This is a genomic window from Rothia koreensis (assembly GCF_052232265.1).
Taxonomy (GTDB): Bacteria; Actinomycetota; Actinomycetes; order Actinomycetales; family Micrococcaceae; genus Rothia; species Rothia koreensis.
Genome location: NZ_CP197643.1, coordinates 2,043,370 through 2,060,272 on the forward strand (window position 1 = coordinate 2,043,370; position 16,903 = coordinate 2,060,272).

13 protein-coding genes are annotated in these 16,903 nt (G+C 64.1%); 5 read left to right on the forward strand and 8 right to left on the reverse strand.

What is annotated here, in order from left to right:
* Positions 1 to 9: 9 nt before the first annotated feature.
* The 5 genes from ACTSLZ_RS09045 to ACTSLZ_RS09065 form a co-directional block, all read right to left on the reverse strand.
* Positions 10 to 948 (reverse strand): fumarylacetoacetate hydrolase family protein, encoded by a 939-nt coding sequence (locus tag ACTSLZ_RS09045; protein WP_443094781.1) that lies wholly within the window; start codon positions 946 to 948, stop codon positions 10 to 12.
* Positions 949 to 992: 44 nt separating this feature from the next.
* Positions 993 to 1,307 (reverse strand): hypothetical protein, encoded by a 315-nt coding sequence (locus ACTSLZ_RS09050; RefSeq protein ID WP_178979921.1) that lies wholly within the window; start codon positions 1,305 to 1,307, stop codon positions 993 to 995.
* Between the two features lie 474 nt (positions 1,308 to 1,781).
* Positions 1,782 to 3,242 (reverse strand): sodium:solute symporter family protein, encoded by a 1,461-nt coding sequence (locus ACTSLZ_RS09055; protein ID WP_443094782.1) that lies wholly within the window; start codon positions 3,240 to 3,242, stop codon positions 1,782 to 1,784.
* Positions 3,239 to 3,556: a hypothetical protein gene (locus ACTSLZ_RS09060; protein ID WP_443094783.1), complete on the reverse strand. Its 318-nt coding sequence runs from the start codon at positions 3,554 to 3,556 to the stop codon at positions 3,239 to 3,241. Before ACTSLZ_RS09060 ends, ACTSLZ_RS09055 begins: the two co-directional genes overlap by 4 nt.
* Positions 3,553 to 4,761: a M20 family metallopeptidase gene (locus ACTSLZ_RS09065; RefSeq protein WP_443094784.1), complete on the reverse strand. Its 1,209-nt coding sequence runs from the start codon at positions 4,759 to 4,761 to the stop codon at positions 3,553 to 3,555. The genes ACTSLZ_RS09060 and ACTSLZ_RS09065 overlap by 4 nt, the downstream gene beginning before the upstream one ends.
* Positions 4,762 to 5,804: 1,043 nt before the next feature.
* On the opposite strand from ACTSLZ_RS09065, the gene ACTSLZ_RS09070 reads away from it, so the two are divergent.
* On the forward strand, positions 5,805 to 7,115 hold the full coding sequence (locus ACTSLZ_RS09070) for an ISL3 family transposase (protein ID WP_443094785.1): 1,311 nt from the start codon (positions 5,805 to 5,807) through the stop codon (positions 7,113 to 7,115).
* A 382-nt stretch (positions 7,116 to 7,497) separates the two neighbouring features.
* On the opposite strand, the gene ACTSLZ_RS09075 is transcribed toward ACTSLZ_RS09070, so the two are convergent.
* Positions 7,498 to 8,808 carry an ISL3 family transposase gene (locus ACTSLZ_RS09075; RefSeq protein ID WP_443094785.1) on the reverse strand — a complete coding sequence of 437 codons (1,311 nt, stop codon included), beginning with the start codon at positions 8,806 to 8,808 and terminating at the stop codon, positions 7,498 to 7,500.
* On the opposite strand from ACTSLZ_RS09075, the gene ACTSLZ_RS09080 reads away from it, so the two are divergent.
* Genes ACTSLZ_RS09080 through ACTSLZ_RS09090 form a run of 3 tightly spaced genes read left to right on the forward strand, consistent with a single transcriptional unit; the run spans position 8,800 to position 13,009 of the window.
* Positions 8,800 to 9,855, forward strand: coding sequence for an ABC transporter permease (locus ACTSLZ_RS09080; protein WP_443094786.1), 1,056 nt, complete (start codon positions 8,800 to 8,802; stop codon positions 9,853 to 9,855). The genes ACTSLZ_RS09075 and ACTSLZ_RS09080 overlap by 9 nt on opposite strands.
* Positions 9,852 to 10,760 carry an ABC transporter permease gene (locus ACTSLZ_RS09085; protein ID WP_443094787.1) on the forward strand — a complete coding sequence of 303 codons (909 nt, stop codon included), beginning with the start codon at positions 9,852 to 9,854 and terminating at the stop codon, positions 10,758 to 10,760. Before ACTSLZ_RS09080 ends, ACTSLZ_RS09085 begins: the two co-directional genes overlap by 4 nt.
* On the forward strand, positions 10,757 to 13,009 hold the full coding sequence (locus ACTSLZ_RS09090) for a dipeptide ABC transporter ATP-binding protein (RefSeq protein ID WP_443094788.1): 2,253 nt from the start codon (positions 10,757 to 10,759) through the stop codon (positions 13,007 to 13,009). The genes ACTSLZ_RS09085 and ACTSLZ_RS09090 overlap by 4 nt, the downstream gene beginning before the upstream one ends.
* A 544-nt stretch (positions 13,010 to 13,553) precedes the next feature.
* Here the strand turns inward: ACTSLZ_RS09090 and ACTSLZ_RS09095 are convergent.
* The gene (locus tag ACTSLZ_RS09095) at positions 13,554 to 14,750 is read right to left on the reverse strand and encodes a TerC family protein (RefSeq protein ID WP_443094789.1); all 1,197 of its coding nucleotides are present in this window, start codon (positions 14,748 to 14,750) and stop codon (positions 13,554 to 13,556) included.
* Positions 14,751 to 14,979: 229 nt separating this feature from the next.
* Positions 14,980 to 16,002 carry a TerC family protein gene (locus tag ACTSLZ_RS09100; RefSeq protein WP_436594062.1) on the reverse strand — a complete coding sequence of 341 codons (1,023 nt, stop codon included), beginning with the start codon at positions 16,000 to 16,002 and terminating at the stop codon, positions 14,980 to 14,982.
* A gap of 272 nt (positions 16,003 to 16,274) precedes the next feature.
* Here ACTSLZ_RS09100 and ACTSLZ_RS09105 point away from each other — a divergent pair, with 272 nt between their 5' ends.
* Positions 16,275 to 16,547 (forward strand): hypothetical protein, encoded by a 273-nt coding sequence (locus tag ACTSLZ_RS09105; protein WP_156265597.1) that lies wholly within the window; start codon positions 16,275 to 16,277, stop codon positions 16,545 to 16,547.
* Positions 16,548 to 16,903 lie beyond the last annotated feature (356 nt).

Consider the following 16,903-nt stretch of genomic DNA (forward strand, 5'->3'; position numbering starts at 1 on the left):
AGAGTTTGCCTAGTGGGCGTCCCGTGCCGCGGACGCGACCCCGGGACCCCACCAGGACTTGCCCTCGAAGTGCTCCACGGTTTCCGCTTCGGGGACGCACTCGTTGGTGATCTCCCCGATGCCCTCGATGCGGACGGTGACCTTGTGGCCGGCCTTGAGCCAGAAGCGGCGGGGCTTCTTGGACATTCCCACGCCGGCGGGTGTTCCGCAGGCGATCACGTCGCCGGGTTCCAGGGTCATGAAAGTGCTGAGGTAGGAGACGATCTGGGCCGGGGTGAAGATCATGTTGGCCGTGGTCCCGGACTGCATGACCTCGCCGTCCACGAGGCATTCGATGGCGAGCCCCTTCACGGGGTCCACCTGGTCCTTGGCGACGATGTGCGGCCCGAGGGGCGTGCTGTGGTCCCAGTTCTTTCCCTGGAACCACTCGCTCGTGCGCCCTTGCCAGTCGCGGACCGAGATGTCGTTGAACACGGTGTATCCGGCGATGGCATCCAGGGCTTCTTCCTCGTTGGCGCGCCGCACGGACTTGCCGATCACCACGCAGAGCTCGGCCTCATAGTCGATCTTGGTCGATTCCGCCGGCATGGCGATGGGATCGTCCGGCCCCACGAGCGAGTTCGAGTACTTGGTGAAGATCGTGGGGTACTGAGGAAGCTCGGCACCGACCTCTTCCGCGTGATCGTGGTAATTCAGCCCCACACAGAGGATCTTTCCGGGCTCCAACGGCAGGACGTCCGTCGAGGAGCGCACGTGCGGCAAATCGCTGGTTCCGAGATTCGAGTAGAACTTCGCCCTCGCGGCGTCGTCCCCCTCCCGGAAGAGGCTGCTGTCCACCACGCTCGCCGGCCCGACCTCCGGCAGATAATAGCGATTGCCCGAGACTTCGACCCAGGTGTACAGACCGGTCTGCTGCTCGAACAGACTCTCGACGTATGCGCGCCCCATTTTCATTGCTCAACCACCTCACGTGACGGAAACTTCGTTTCAGGCTACAGGTTCTCCACCACGTCCCATCCCCCTGTTGCGCGGTCTCGCTCCAGATGAAGCGTCCGCAGTTCCCGATCCCGCACAGCGCCCCGACGTCGCCTGGCCCCCGCCGGAAGATCAACCGTCACCTGAACCTGCCACACCTCCCGGTCCACCAGGTACGGGCACTGATCCTTCGGGGCACGGTCGACCTCGGTCCACCAGGCACGTCGCTCGTACCAGCGGACCGGGTCGGCCGCGACCCTGTAGTGGTGTCCGTCCACCTCCACGCGCAGGGGTTGCCCGGCCGTCGTCGTCATCACCTGAGTATTGGGCATAGCGCCTCCTAGCTCTTCTTCGAATATATATTCGAATCGTAGGAAGGGCGACTGACAACTTAAGCGGATTTTGGGGAGGGCCAGCTCGCGGACTGGAAGGACACCGGGCCCGTCGAGGCAGGCCCCAACGACGACGTCGCGCGAGGTGGCAGTTCCGTGCGCTCCCCCATCGCGAGGTGACTGCGGGGGTGGGGGCGGCGCGAGGTGGCAGTTTCGTGCAGGCCCCCGGCTCGAAGTGGCAGTTCCGTGCAGACCCCGCCGCGAAGTGGCAACCTCGTGCAGAACCCGTGACGAGGTGGCACTCACGTGCGAAATTGGGCCCGTTTTTCGCACAAAGTTGCCACCTCACGGAAGAAGCTGCACGGGATTGCCACCTCGCCGAAGAAGCTGCACGAGATTGCCACCTCGCCGAAGAAGCCGCACGAAACTGCCACCTCGACCGGTAGCACGACCGGTAGCGCGACCGGCCCCGCGCTACCGGCCCGAGCCCGCCATGGAACCCTCCGCGACAGGCCACTCCGCCGCAGGTCGACCGGACATCGACCGACGAACGATCTCCACGATCACGACCACCACGACGTTCGCGGCCAGTCCGATGATCCCTTCGCTGATCGCCCACGGGAGCGTCCACCAGAAGGTGTACCCGATCACGATCGCCATTCCCACGAGGGCCCCGGCGAGAATCGACGACGCACCGACCTGCCTGCGGAACAACAGGGCCGCGGCGATAGCCGGGGCCAGCTGGTCCAGGCCGGAGAAGGTCAGCAGCAGGAGGTTCGCCAGCAGGTCCGGCATGGCGATCGACAGGAACAGTGCCAGCCCGGTCGCCACCACCACGGTGACCTGAGTGACCGTGAACTGGGCCTTCTCGGATCGGGCACGCGCCAGATTTCGGGAGACCAGGGTACTGATGGCGATGAGCAACGACGCCGAAGGCACCATCGCCGTCGCGATACCGGCCACCGCGGCAACCCCCATGAGCCAGTCGGGCAGAACACCGGAGGCGAGGTCCAGGAGAGCACTGTCCGGGTCGGCGCCGCTCCCCAACACCACCAGAGCCACATAGCCCACGACCAGCGGCATCACGATCAAGGTGTTGTAGAACGGCAACCACAGGTAGTTGCGTCGAAGAACCGTGGAGTTGCGGGCGGACATGATCGGCGGCCAGTTGTGGGGCATCGTCGCGAAGGCGACCCCGATGGCGCTGATCGCCATGTTGGACAGGTACCACGGGATCCCGTACTCCGATGTGCCACGGACCGAGAGCATATCGGGCATCTTCTCCCGAATCACCTCGAAGGCGCTGGTGAATCCGCCCGTGTAGTGAATGGGCACCGAGATGCAGATGACGAACAGCATCACGATCATCAGCACATCCTTGAAGTACGCCGTCGTCGCGACTCCCCGAAGCCCCGCCCAGAGCACGAAGGCGACCACGAGGACGAACGCGATCACCATCGACCACGCACCCATCGAGTGGTTCCCCGTGACCACCTGCACGATCAGCCCCAGCCCCGTGATCTGGAGCTGCAGATAGGGCAGCAGGAAGACGACGCCGGCCAGCGCAACCAGGATCCCCACCGCGCGGGACGAATACGCGTCCTCCAGGAAATCCGCTTGCGTCAGATGGCCGCGAGCGCGCGCCATCCGCCAGATCCTGGGCGCCAGGAAGTAGAGAGCCAGGTAGCCGAGGGGAACGTAGGGCATCGAGTAGAACGACGCCGCCCCACCGGAAACGACCAACCCCGCGGTTCCGAGGAACGTGAAGGTCGTGAAGACCTCCCCGGCCTGGAGGAGCCACGTGGTCGCGACGCCGAATTTGTGACCACCCACGGTCCATTCGGCCAGGTCCAGGTCCGGTTTGCGTCGGCCGAGGAACCCGAGCAGACCGATGACGACGATGCCGCCCAAGGCGACCCATGCAATGACGCTCATGACGCATCCCCCTGATTCTTCCGTTCCTCGCCGAGGGCAATCGCCTCGCGGTCGAGGCGTTCCTCGTGGTCGGCGTCGGTGCGGGTGAATTCGACGATGGCCAGGACGAGGCTGACCATCAGGCTTCCCGGGACACAGGTCCACCACATGATCGTCGGAATGCCCAGGAAAAGGTGTGGCCCGTTGAAGATCGGAAGCCACTGGAGAACGAAGGCGCAGACGAGAGGAGCCAGGCACACGACCCACCACAGGGTCCTGCGTGCCGTGGATGCTTTTCTCCGCCCGTGCGGTGTGCTCGGCGCGGCGGTGCTCATGATTCCGCCTTTCTCGATGCCATCAGGCGTTCCCGCTGGTCGGCGTCGGTGGCCATATCGATCGCCGTCCAGCAGAGGGCGATGCCCCCATCGGTTACAGCGCGATCGGCGTCCGGCCCCACGCAGTACTGGGCGAACTCGGGCTGGTGCGGGGTCGACCCCTGCCCGTCCACGACGATGCTTGGATGGATCGCGGGAATTTCCAAGGACACGTTCGCCATGTCGGTCGATCCCGCCTGCCGTTGACGTTGTTCGGCAGGCACGTCGGAGAAGGTTCTGCCCAGCGCCTCGGCGTTGCGTCGATAGGCAGCGACCATGGGCTCGTCGTTGCGGAATTCCGAGAAAGCTGGCCAGTCGTCCTTGATCTCGACGTCGCACCCCGTCGCCACGGCGCCCGCCTCGAAGCAGCGGATGAGTCTTTCCTTGACTCCGCCCGGGCCCTCGAGGTCGGCGATGGTATCGGCGCGGGCGTCGTAGAGCAGTGACGAGCTATGGGGCACCACATTCGGCGCGTGCCCGGCCTCGGTGACAATGCCGTGCACGAGTTCCCCCGGCCGCAAGTGCTGACGCAGGAGGCCGATGGAGACTTGAGCGATCGTTGCCGCGTCGCCCGCGTTGATCCCTTCGAAAGGCGCCATGGCCGAGTGCGCGGGGCGCCCCGTGTAGCGAACCTCCAGGTCGACCACCGAACGAGTGAAATGGGTGTCGTGCTCTTGGTCGCCGGGGTGGACCATCATCGCGGCGTGGACGCCGTCGAACACCCCAGCGCGCAGCATGAAGATCTTTCCGCCACCGAATTCTTCGGCAGGGGTTCCGAAGACCTTGACCGTGATGCCTGCTCGATCGGCGACCGAGGCAAGGGCCAGCCCCGCAAGCACTCCCGAGGCGGCGATGATGTTGTGGCCGCAGGCGTGGCCGACTCCGGGGAGCGCATCGAGCTCGGCGCAGACACCGATCACCAGATCGCCCGATCCGTAGGAGGCGACGAAGGCCGTCTGCATATCGGCCACTCCGGTCTCGACCTCGAACCCGTGCCTTCTCAGGACGTCGGTCGCTTTCCTGGAGGTCTCGATCTCCTCGAAAGCGGTTTCCGGTTCGGCGTGGATGCTGTGGCTCAGGGCCAAGACCTCTTCCGCCGCCCGACGTGCAGCCGCCTCGGCCGTTGCCTTGAGTTCACCGATTGCGTCCGTCTTCTGCGCTGCCACTGCGCCTCCTCCGCCTCGTGGTTTAGAACATAGTAAGCCTAAGCTCACGGGGCGAGCTGCCGAAAACGCGTCTCAGCATGTGCCGATGCAGTGCGTCGAGGGAGGAACTGTATCGGCACCGGGGCGAGGAGGAGCGGCCCGCCGCGGGGTCAGCGCGAGGAGAGGACCCCGGGTGCGGCGTCATTTTTGGGTTGGGGCGGTGCGGCGTCAGACCCGAGGGGGGTCAGGTCCGGGGGGGGCGGTGTCAGGTCCGACAGGCTCGATCTGTCGCCTGGCCGACGGTCGAATCCGCCTGGCCACACGGCAACACGGCCAGTTGGGTGGCGGTTGGCCGATTCGGTGCTGCTTCCCAGTCGACGGAAGGCAAGATCCGACGACGTTGGGTGGTGATTACCCGTTTCGGCGCTGCTTCCCGGCCGGCGGAAGGCAAGGTCCAGACGACGTTGGGTGGTGGTTACCCGTTTCGGTGCTGCTTCCCGGCCACCAGAGGGCAAGATCCGGACGACGCTGGGTGGCGGTTACCCGATTCCGAGCCGTTCACCTTCGCTTGGAGGGGGCTAAAGCCCCACCTGATGAAGGACAACGCCCCTCAATCGGGTAACCACCACCCAACGGGGGCCGACCGGCCCACCACCCCAACAGCGCCGACCGACCCACCAAACCCAACGGCGCCAACGCATTTCGAGTCGTCGTGGTAGGCCGGCCGCAGAGTGCCGCCGGAGACCGGGGCTGCGACGTCATCGCTCACTTGGAGGTCCCGGAGCACCACATCCAACCACCACGAGAATGAAGCTCAGGCCAAAGGTCGGCTACCAGGCCCGTGCCGCTCGGACAGATACGTGTGACACAAAACTTCTTCGGCTATTGAAGAATGTGATGCAAATAACCGAATTTCGCCCACGATTCATGGGGTGTAGTCCCAGTATTTAACGGCTCTTCGCAGTTGAGGGGGTAGGTGGCTGAGCGCGTCGGTCGCCGGATGAGGGTCGAGGCCTTCCGATGATGGAAGTTCTCACACTGACCATCTGCCGGAAGACCTCGACGTGCACCACGCTACCTTCGCGACCCCTGATCTGACCGTGTTCTGCCATCTCGACGAGCTCGGCCTCGTGGCCACCGGTCAGCTTTTTGAGCCGGATCGCGCGGTGATCGAGTGCCGCGTCGCCGAGCCGGATCCGTGGTGCCGGGGATGCGGTAGCCAGGCGCTCTCGCGCGGGACGGACACGCGGCGTCTCGCCCACGAGCCGTTCGGTCATCGCCCGACGACGCTGCTGGTCCGGGTCCGCCGCTACAAGTGCTCGGGATGCGGACGGTCCTGGCGTGAGGACCTCACGGCAGCGGCGCCCGAGCGAGCCAAGCTGTCCCGTAGCGGGATGCGGTGGGCGTTGGAAGCGCTCGTGATCGACCACCTCACCGTCGCCCGCGTCGCCGCCGGACTCGGTGTCGGTTGGCACACGGCGAACAACGCGGTCCTCGCTGAAGGGCGTCGAGTGCTGATCGACGATCCCGCCCGGTTCGACGGCGTCGCCGTGATCGGCGTCGACGAGCACGTCTGGCGCCACACGAGAGTCGGCGACAAGTACGTCACCGTCATCATCGACCTCACCCCGAACCGCGACAAGACCGGCCCCGCCCGTCTGCTGGACATGATCGAGGGTCGCTCGAAAGCCGTGTTCAAGACCTGGCTCGCCGCACGCCCGCAGGACTGGCGCGATGGTGTCGAGGTCGTCGCGATGGACGGGTTCACCGGCTTCAAGACCGCCGTCAGCGAGGAGCTCCCGGACGCGCAGGCGGTGATGGACCCGTTCCACGTCGTCCGCCTCGCCGGCGACGCCCTCGACACCTGCCGTCGTCGCGTCCAGCAGTGCCTGCACGGCCGGCGGGGCCGCAAAAACGATCCGCTCTACAAGGCCCGCCGCATCCTCCACACCGGCGCGCAGCTGCTCACTGACCGGCAGCAGACCCGTCTCGAGGCACTGTTCGCGGTCTCCGAGCACGTCGAGGTCGAGGCGACCTGGGGCATCTACCAGCGCGTGATCGCTGCCTACCGCGAACCCGATCGGAAGACGGCGGAGAAGCTGATGACAGCCGTCATCGATTCCGTCTCCAGCGGCGTCCCCGCCGCGCTCGTGGAGGTCCGCAAGCTCGGCCGCACGCTCAAGCAGCGCGCCGCCGACATCCTCGCGTTCTTCGACCGGCCCGGCACGTCCAACGGGCCAACAGAGGCGATCAACGGGCGCCTGGAACACCTCCGCGGCTCCGCCCTCGGATTCCGGAACCTCACGAACTACATAGCCCGATCGCTGCTCGACACCGGCGGCTTCAGGAACCACCTACACCCTCAAATGCGATGAGCCTATTTAACAGACATTAGAAGTCAAGCTCGCGTCATCGATCTGAGACTCCGGAGGGGGTGTCTTAAATCGACACTATGGAATCATGGCGCATTTCTGGCCTCGCCCTCCTTTTTCTGGCCTTGCCCTCCTTGCCAGGTATTGCCCGGCATCCAGACGACCGCCCCCGTCCTGTTCGAGATGCGCAGCGCCAGAGAACCCGCCCTCTTATACTCCTTGCCTTCGCAGTCAACAGACAGCGTAATGATCGATTCCGGCCACTGCGAGTGTCGCGTCAGAAATCTTAACGGGACATTTATTCAGATTTGTGTCGCATTCTGACGCGCCCCTTCCTTCGTCTTGGACGGGTCGATAATGTCTCCCATCAGCTAGTTTTGTTGGCTCATCGCATTTGAGGGTGTAGGTGGTTCCTGAAGCCGCCGGTGTCGAGCAGCGATCGGGCTATGTAGTTCGTGAGGTTCCGGAATCCGAGGGCGGAGCCGCGGAGGTGTTCCAGGCGCCCGTTGATCGCCTCTGTTGGCCCGTTGGACGTGCCGGGCCGGTCGAAGAACGCGAGGATGTCGGCGGCGCGCTGCTTGAGCGTGCGGCCGAGCTTGCGGACCTCCACGAGCGCGGCGGGGACGCCGCTGGAGACGGAATCGATGACGGCTGTCATCAGCTTCTCCGCCGTCTTCCGATCGGGTTCGCGGTAGGCAGCGATCACGCGCTGGTAGATGCCCCAGGTCGCCTCGACCTCGACGTGCTCGGAGACCGCGAACAGTGCCTCGAGACGGGTCTGCTGCCGGTCAGTGAGCAGCTGCGCGCCGGTGTGGAGGATGCGGCGGGCCTTGTAGAGCGGATCGTTTTTGCGGCCCCGCCGGCCGTGCAGGCACTGCTGGACGCGACGACGGCAGGTGTCGAGGGCGTCGCCGGCGAGGCGGACGACGTGGAACGGGTCCATCACCGCCTGCGCGTCCGGGAGCTCCTCGCTGACGGCGGTCTTGAAGCCGGTGAACCCGTCCATCGCGACGACCTCGACACCATCGCGCCAGTCCTGCGGGCGTGCGGCGAGCCAGGTCTTGAACACGGCTTTCGAGCGACCCTCGATCATGTCCAGCAGACGGGCGGGGCCGGTCTTGTCGCGGTTCGGGGTGAGGTCGATGATGACGGTGACGTACTTGTCGCCGACTCTCGTGTGGCGCCAGACGTGCTCGTCGACGCCGATCACGGCGACGCCGTCGAACCGGGCGGGATCGTCGATCAGCACTCGACGCCCTTCAGCGAGGACCGCGTTGTTCGCCGTGTGCCAACCGACACCGAGTCCGGCGGCGACGCGGGCGACGGTGAGGTGGTCGATCACGAGCGCTTCCAACGCCCACCGCATCCCGCTACGGGACAGCTTGGCTCGCTCGGGCGCCGCTGCCGTGAGGTCCTCACGCCAGGACCGTCCGCATCCCGAGCACTTGTAGCGGCGGACCCGGACCAGCAGCGTCGTCGGGCGATGACCGAACGGCTCGTGGGCGAGACGCCGCGTGTCCGTCCCGCGCGAGAGCGCCTGGCTACCGCATCCCCGGCACCACGGATCCGGCTCGGCGACGCGGCACTCGATCACCGCGCGATCCGGCTCAAAAAGCTGACCGGTGGCCACGAGGCCGAGCTCGTCGAGATGGCAGAACACGGTCAGATCAGGGGTCGCGAAGGTAGCGTGGTGCACGTCGAGGTCTTCCGGCAGATGGTCAGTGTGAGAACTTCCATCATCGGAAGGCCTCGACCCTCATCCGGCGACCGACGCGCTCAGCCACCTACCCCCTCAACTGCGAAGAGCCCCTATGCATTGCGCCGGGTCGCTGAGTCCGTGCTGGTAGTGCTCCTGGCCTACGTACTGGTGTTCCTCGTTCTCTCGGCGATCCCCGGAGACCCGGTTTCCTCACAGCTGGACAACCCGCAAAACGGGTACAACGACGAAGAAAAAGCCCAGATTCGTTCCTTCTACGGGCTCGACCAGCCGATATTGGTTCAGCTGGCCCTGGCGCTGGGGAATTTCTTACGCGGTGATCTGGGAATCTCGTTGTCGATGAGTCTGCCGGTGGGGGATCTGATCGGCACCGCGCTTCCGTCGACGCTGGTCCTTGCCGGGACTGCCTTGGTCCTGGCGCTCCTGATCTCCCTAGCCCTGGGGTATCTCTCCCAACGTCTTCCCACCGGAGCCGCGAACACTTCCGTACGGTTCTTGCCTACGGTTTTTCTCTCCACCCCGAACTTTCTCATCGGCCTGATTCTCATCCAAGTCTTCGCGGTACAACTGCGACTGTTCAATGTGATCGATCCAAACGGCCTCGGATCCACCCTTTTCGCGGCGCTCACCCTAGCCATACCGGTCTCGGCGCAGATCGCCCAGGTATTCATCACCGCCCTGGACGAAACAGCAGCCCAAGACTATACGGAAGTCGCGGTTTCCCGCGGCCTCAAGCCAGGTGCTGTGATTCTGCGGCACTTGATACGCCCCTCACTACTACCAACCGTCACCGTCTGTGGGCTCGCCGTCGGTGAGCTGCTGGGAGGCTCCCTCATCACCGAGACCATCTTTGGGCGCAACGGCATCGGCACCGTGGTTCAGAAGGCTGTCAGCGCCCAGGACATACCGGTACTGCAGGCGACCGTAGTGTTCTCGGCCGTCGTGTTCGTGCTCGTCAACCTGGCCATCGACCTGATCTACCCGCTGCTCGACCCGCGTTTGCGGAGCAAGGAGAAAGCGGCATGACCGCGGCAATCCTCACCACCGACGAATCGGCAGTCGGACACCAGCAGTCCGACGGACCCAACCATGCCGGACAAGACATATCGACCGGTTCGGGCCTCAGACTCCGCGGTCGTATCCCGCTGAGCGTGGGCATCGCCTTCACGGTTATCGCCATCGTACTGGCGTGGTCACTGTTCCCAGACCTGTTCACCTCTCGCAATCCCGCTGCCGGAGTGCCGAACCGCAAGTTCACTTCTCCTGGCCTGACCTACTGGCTGGGCACAGACCACCTTGGACGGGATTTGCTCGCGCGAATCATCCACGGTTCAGCGTCTTCGATGACCAGCGCCTTGATCGCGGTAACGATCGGCGTCGTCGTCGGCGGGCTGATGGGCTTGGTCGGTGGACATCTCGGGGGATGGATCGACGCGGTTCTGGGCCGTGTCGTGGACGTTCTGCTGGCGATCCCCAGCTTCCTCCTGGCGGTCATCGTCGTCACGGCTCTGGGATATGACACGCGCAATGCCGCGATCGCTACCGGCCTCTCCGCCGTCGCGGTCTTCGCGCGCCTCATGCGCTCCTCAGTGTTGCAAGTACGAACCAGCGTATTCATCGAGGCCGCCCGCGTCAACGGAGGCTCCGGCATCTACATCCTGTTCCGGCATATCCTGCCCAACGCCGTGCGGCCTGTGCTTTCCCTGGCGGTGCTGCAATTCGGCCTGGCCATCCTGACCATCGCAGGCTTGGCATTCCTCGGCTATGGGGACCCACCACCGGCCTCTGATTGGGGCCTCCTGGTCGCCGACGGCCGAGAACACCTCCTGCACGCGCCCTGGCTGGTGATAGCACCAGGTTTGGTGATCGCGATCGTCGTACTCGCCGTCAGTCGTATCAGCCGCTGGCTTGACCAAGGAAGGAACCAATGAGTCGCGCACCTGTTGCCATCGCCCCCGCCCCTGCCCCTTCAGCACCGCCGTTCCATGATGCCGAGGCCTCGGGCCAGGAAAAACCCTTGCTCGATGTCCGCAATCTGACAGTTGCCTACGGTGACAAGACCGTGGTGCGTGATGTCTCATTCTCCGTACCCGCCGGAGGCACCCCCGCCCTCATCGGCGAGTCAGGCTCCGGAAAATCAACGATTGCCCGCGCCGTGTTGCGACTGCTTGCCGGGCGGAAAGCCAGTGCGACCGGGCAAATCGATATCGGAGGCGAGGACACCACCGCGCTGAGCGACCGGGCGTTCTTGCGCTTGCGCGGCAGAGTCCTTGGTTTCGTTCCTCAGGACCCAAGCAATTCCTTGAACCCGGTCAGAACCATCGGGTCGCAAGCTCTCGAGGCGGCCGCTCTGGTCACGACCGCGCGGACTGGTGCTCTTCGGCGCCGGTTGGTCCTGGAAGCGCTGGAACGCGTCGGGTTGCCGGATCCGGAGCGAGTCTTCGAATCGTTCCCCCACCAGCTCTCCGGCGGGCAGCTGCAGCGTGTACTCATAGCCTTGGCGATCATCCCCGGTCCTGATCTGATCGTCGCTGATGAACCCACCAGCGCCTTGGATGCGACAGTCCAGCAACAGATTCTTGACCTGCTCGCATCATTGCGACAAGAGCTGGGTCTCGGGATTCTGCTGATCACCCACGATCTGGCGGTGGCGGCCGAACAAGCCGACGACGTCGTGGTCCTCCGTGACGGGCGTATTCAGGAGACTGGGCCAACGGCACAGGTTTTCGCCACACCGGCCACCACCTATACCAGGAAGCTGCAGGCCGACGCGCCGGGGTTGCATCCCCATCGATTCGACGAGATCCGAGAAGCTCGCGACAAGAAACCTTCGGAAGGCGCCAACGACGAATCGGGGAAGACTCAAGGCACCTTCCCCCATCTTGGGGCTGCACCGGTTGAACCGCCGGTGCGTGTGAAGCTACGCGACGTTTCGCACTCGTTCCATACCCAAAACCGCTCCGTGCGCGCGCTTGAGGATGTCTCTTTCAGCGTCCAACGAGGCCGCACCCACGCGCTGGTCGGTGAATCGGGATCCGGCAAATCGACGGCCGCGCGGATTCTCCTGGGTCTGGAGGTCCCCGATGCCGGGAGCATTCTGATTGACGACCGACCAGTCCAGGTCAATGATTCCCGCGAACTGCGCGCACTGCGCCGGAACCTGCAAATCGTCTACCAGAACCCCTACACTTCCTTGAACCCTCGCTTCACGGTCGGACGTATCGTGCGCGAACCACTGGATTTGTACCGGGCAGGTGACCCTTCCACACGCCGGCAACAGGTCCGATGGGCCCTTGAGGCCGTCCATCTTTCTGCGGAGCTGGCCTCGCGGCGCGCTTCGGAGCTCTCCGGTGGGCAACGACAGCGTGTCGCGATCGCGCGTGCGCTGGTCCTGCATCCAGAGGTTTTGGTGCTTGACGAGCCAACGAGCGCGCTGGATGTCACCGTGCAGGCAAGCATCCTGGAAGTCTTGGCGAAATTGCAGCGGGATTTGGGCCTGACGTACCTTTTCATCTCCCATGATCTTGGTGTGGTGCGTCAGTTTGCGGACACCATGACGGTGCTGCGTCGTGGCCAAGTAGTAGAGTCAGGCCGCGTGACGAATGTTTTCACGTCCCCCGGAGACGACTACACGCGCCGCCTCATCTCCTCGATCCCGGCGAGGCGACACGAAGCGGAAGCCCCCACGCCGAAGGCCCCGAGCAAAGAGCGCGACGCCGAACGGATCACGTGGGTCCACACGGATTGGGATGATGAACGCGTCAGCGACCTGCAACGGTCGATGCGGGAAGAAATCGGCCCTCGCTATGCTGCCCTGCGTGAGGCCGGAAGCCCACCAGCGATGGTTCCTCAGAGAAAGGACGTCGCCGAAGTGGTGCTCGCCCTGGTCGATGATGTGCCCGCAGCGACCGGGACACTTCACCGTTTGCCTGATCGATGGGAAGTCAAGCGTCTCTTCGTGGACCCTTCGCACCGGGGACTCGGTCTGGCTCGGCAGACGCTCGCCCGGGTCGAGCAGGCCGCACGTGATCGAGGAGCCGCAAAGATCTACCTGCAGACGGGGAACCGTCAACCAGAGGCGATCAGCTTGTATCAGCGAGAGGGATGGATTCGCACCGACGTCTACGAACCCTACGATCCGGACGATGGCATCAGTGTCTGCTTCTACAAGGAATTGTGATCAACTTTTTGGCGTAGCTCATTGGGCCCGGGGGCTGTCTCCTGGGCCTTTGGGTTGCAGGCATGGAGCAACACGAATCATGAACCGGGTAGGCGGCCACCCGCTCGTCGTGCGCATCGAGGGCCAGCAGGTCATCCTCTGCCAGCCAGGTGCCGGGGGCGCCCGGGGCATGCGTTCCATTCGACCTGCCGCCTCATAAGGTGGCGGTTGGTCGATTCGGCGCTGCTTCCCGGCCGACGGGCAGTGAGATCCGGACGACGTTGGGTGGCAGTTACCCGATTCCGAGCCGTTTACCTTCGCTTGGAGGGGGCTAAAGCCCCACCTGATGAAGGACAACGCCCCTCAATCGGGTAACCACCACCCAACAGCACCCGCCGACCCAACAACGCCCCCCCCCTGACCCCGGCGCGAGGTGGCAATATTGTGCGGTTTTCCTCGCGAAAAGCGCACAAATCTGCCACCTCACGGCCCGGCGCGACCCGGGCCGCAGCCAGGCAGCGCCACCGCCCCGCGCCGCCCGGCCCCGCGGCCGGGCGCACCACGCTCAGGACCCCAGGTGTTCCTGGTGCTTGCCGTGGGCCCGGTTGAGGACGTCGCGGAAGCGTGACTCGGATTCGATGAGCTGGTCCTTCCGGGATTCCGGAAGGGCCGCCAGCTTCTGCTGGTAGTCGGTGAGTCGGTCGTGCAGCTCGGTTCTTTTCTCTTCGGGGGCATCCTCGGGCAGATCGAGGTACTCGTTGGCAGCTTTCTCGGTTCCACCAATGACCCGCAGCGCGCGCCCCTTGAGGCTGAGCAGGGACGCGAGGACCGTGACGACCAGGATCCCGATAATCACGCCGAGCGACATTCCGATCCCGACTTCGATCACGTGGACGGGCTGGCCGTCATTGATGAACGGGAGATTGTTCTCGTGCAAGGCGTGAAGAATCAGTTTGACCCCGATGAAGGCCAGGATCACGGAGAGGCCCCACGAGAGGTAAATGAGCCGGTCCAGCAGACCATCGATCAGGAAGTACAGCTGACGCAGTCCCATCAGCGAGAACGCCGTGGCCGTGAACACGATGTAGGTTTCCTGCGTCAGACCGAAGATCGCCGGGATCGAATCGAGGGCGAACAGGATATCCGTTCCGCCGATGGCGACCATGACCAGCAGCATCGGCGTCATGACCTTCTTGCCGTTCTCCATCGTGAACAGCCGGTCGCCGTCGTAATTCTCGCTCGTGTGCATGAAGCGCTTCGCGATTCGGACGACGACGTTGTTCGCCTCATCCTTCTCGCCGTCCCCGACCTCGCCCTTAATCAGGTTCCCGGCGGTCAGCAGAAGCACGAGGCCGAAGAGGTAGAAGACCCAAGCCCAGGCGTTGATCGCGGCCGCACCGACGAAGATGAACACGGTGCGTGCGATCAGGGCGAAGATGATCCCGAACAGGAGCACCTTCTGCTGGTCGGCCCTCGGGACCTGGAAGGAAGCCATGATGATCAGGAACACGAACAGGTTGTCGACCGAGAGGGCTTTCTCGGTGATGTACCCGCCGTAGTATTCGGCGGCGAACTGGCCGCCGTCGAAGACGAGGATCACCAGGCCAAAAAGCAGCGCCAGACCGACGTAGACCGCCGACCACACCGCGGCTTCCTTGATCGTGGGCTCGTGCGCTTTGCGCACGTGAAAGAAGAAGTCGTAGGCGAGCAGGCCCAGGATGAGGGCGAGCGTCACGACCCATTGGATGAGGGGAATCTCCACAGGAACTCCTTGTGCATGTCACGAATGGCACAAGTCTCTCCCCCACGGGAAAGGGCCGACGGCGCCATTCCTGGTCGTGGACCGTGCCCGGCCGGGCGTCTGCACCCGACGTATTGACGTGCACGGTATTCGAGGGATACTCCCTTGCTTCGAGTCCCAAGGTTACGGGAGATACGGGTCCCCGTCCATACCTCCCGGCGTCCTCCCCGCATCCCCTTGGGGCCGGGAGTCACTCTCCCGTCTGGGTTTCCTTCTTCTCCTGGCTCTCTCGTCGCAACGCCCTGCCCTTGGGGCTGTACAGCGAGGCGAGCACCGTGATCGCGAGGACGCCGACGATGACGGCCAGCGAAACGCCCGTGGAGACCTCCAGGACGTGGACGGGTTCGCCGTGGTTGATGAACGGGAGATTGTTCTCGTGCAACGCATGGAGCATCAGCTTGATGCCGATGAAGCCGAGAATCACGGCCAGCCCCCACGACAGGTAAATGAGCCGGTCCAGCAGACCATCGATCAGGAAGTACAGCTGACGCAGTCCCATCAGCGAGAACGCCGTGGCCGTGAACACGATGTAGGTTTCCTGCGTCAGGCCGAAGATCGCCGGGATCGAGTCGAGGGCGAACATGATGTCGGTCAGGCCGATGGCGACCATGACCAGCAGCATCGGCGTCATGACCTTCTTGCCGTTCTCCATCGTGAACAGCTTGTCGCCGTCGTACTCGTCCGTGGTCTTGAGGAACCGCTTGGCGAGTCTGACCATGACGTTGTTGGCTTCGTCGTCGTTGTCCCCACTGTCCTTGACCTCGTCCTTGACCAGGTTGCCGGCGGTGTAGATCAGGAACAGGCCGAAGACGTAGAACAGTGCCGCCCATCGGTTGATCGCGGCGGCTCCGATGAAGATGAACAGCGTGCGTGCGATCAGGGCGACGACGATGCCGAACAGCAGCACCTTCTGCTGATCTGCCCGCGGCACCTTGAAGGAAGCCATGATGATCAGGAAGACGAACAGGTTGTCCACGGACAGTGCTTGTTCCGTCACGAAGCCCGCATAGTACTGAACGGCGAAGTCAGCCCCGTCCCAGAAGAAAACGAAGAGCCCGAAGAGCAGCGCAATCGTCACGTAGAACGACGTCCACAGCGCGGCTTCCTTGATGGTCGGCTCGTGGGGCTTGCGGACGTGAAATACGAAGTCGTAGGCGAGCAGCGCAAGAATGACGACGATGGTCACGATCCATTGCAGGGACGAAACTTCCACGGTGCCTCCTCAGGGCGCGGGAAACGGCACAAGTCTCTCCCACGGTCGCAATCATTCGGCTGGTGCGGCGGTTCCGTGCCCGGCCAGGCTTCGGTGCCTGACGTGCTGACGTTCACGGATCGGAGGGGTACTCCCTTGCTCAGTGAGCAATTGTACAGGCATCCCTGAGCCGATTCCGGACCCGAAGCTCGCCCAGTCCACGCACGACAGGAATCAATTAGATAAGCTATATGGCGAGGTCACCCACAGAATTTGAGAGAAGGTCCGACATCATGCCCACCCCCTGGTTGCGCGCCCGCCGTTACATCATCGGAGCAATTTTCGTCGCGGGAGCGGCATTCTTCGTCTGGGCCATCCCCAGCGACGGGACCGTCGGCCACTTCGCCGACTGGACCATCGGGTTCTTCCTCGTCTGGGCCGTGTTCTTCGTGATTGCCGGAATCTACGCGGCGGCGAAGCCGACCCGCGCCGAGAAAGAGGAAGCCGGTCAGCTCGAGGCCATCGAGGGCTCACACGACTCCGACCGCCCCCAGCTCTCCAAGTAGTCCGCGTGGAAGGGGCCGACGGCGGGGCTCGGCTCTCCTGCGTCTCGCCTCCTCTGCATTGGGTGGAGGTGGCCCGGTTTAGCGGGTGCAGTCGGGTGGCGGGTGGCGGCTGGCAGTTACCCGATTGAGAGGCGGCTACCACCCGCCGGAGGCCCTCCCGACGCCGCCAACACCCCGCGTTAGGTGGCGATTACCCAATTGGGAGGCGATCACCCCTGTTAGGTGGGGTCGCAACCGCCACATAACGAGGTTTTCCGCCACCGAATCAGGTATCCCCCACCCAACGAGCATTGCTCACCGCCAACACCCAGCGTTAGGTGGCAGTTACCCGATAGAGAGGCGGCTACCACCCGCCG

Bases quoted from the DNA above. Each gene is read 5' to 3' on its own strand.
- ACTSLZ_RS09055 (WP_443094782.1), bottom strand. From the start codon at position 3,242: ATGAGCGTCATTGCATGGGTCGCCTTGGGCGGCATCGTCGTCATCGGT.
- ACTSLZ_RS09045 (WP_443094781.1), bottom strand. From the start codon at position 948: ATGGGGCGCGCATACGTCGAGAGTCTGTTCGAGCAGCAGACCGGTCTG.
- ACTSLZ_RS09105 (WP_156265597.1), top strand. From the start codon at position 16,275: ATGCCCACCCCCTGGTTGCGCGCCCGCCGTTACATCATCGGAGCAATT.
- ACTSLZ_RS09090 (WP_443094788.1), top strand. From the start codon at position 10,757: ATGAGTCGCGCACCTGTTGCCATCGCCCCCGCCCCTGCCCCTTCAGCA.
- ACTSLZ_RS09060 (WP_443094783.1), bottom strand. From the start codon at position 3,556: ATGAGCACCGCCGCGCCGAGCACACCGCACGGGCGGAGAAAAGCATCC.
- ACTSLZ_RS09085 (WP_443094787.1), top strand. From the start codon at position 9,852: ATGACCGCGGCAATCCTCACCACCGACGAATCGGCAGTCGGACACCAG.
- ACTSLZ_RS09050 (WP_178979921.1), bottom strand. From the start codon at position 1,307: ATGCCCAATACTCAGGTGATGACGACGACGGCCGGGCAACCCCTGCGC.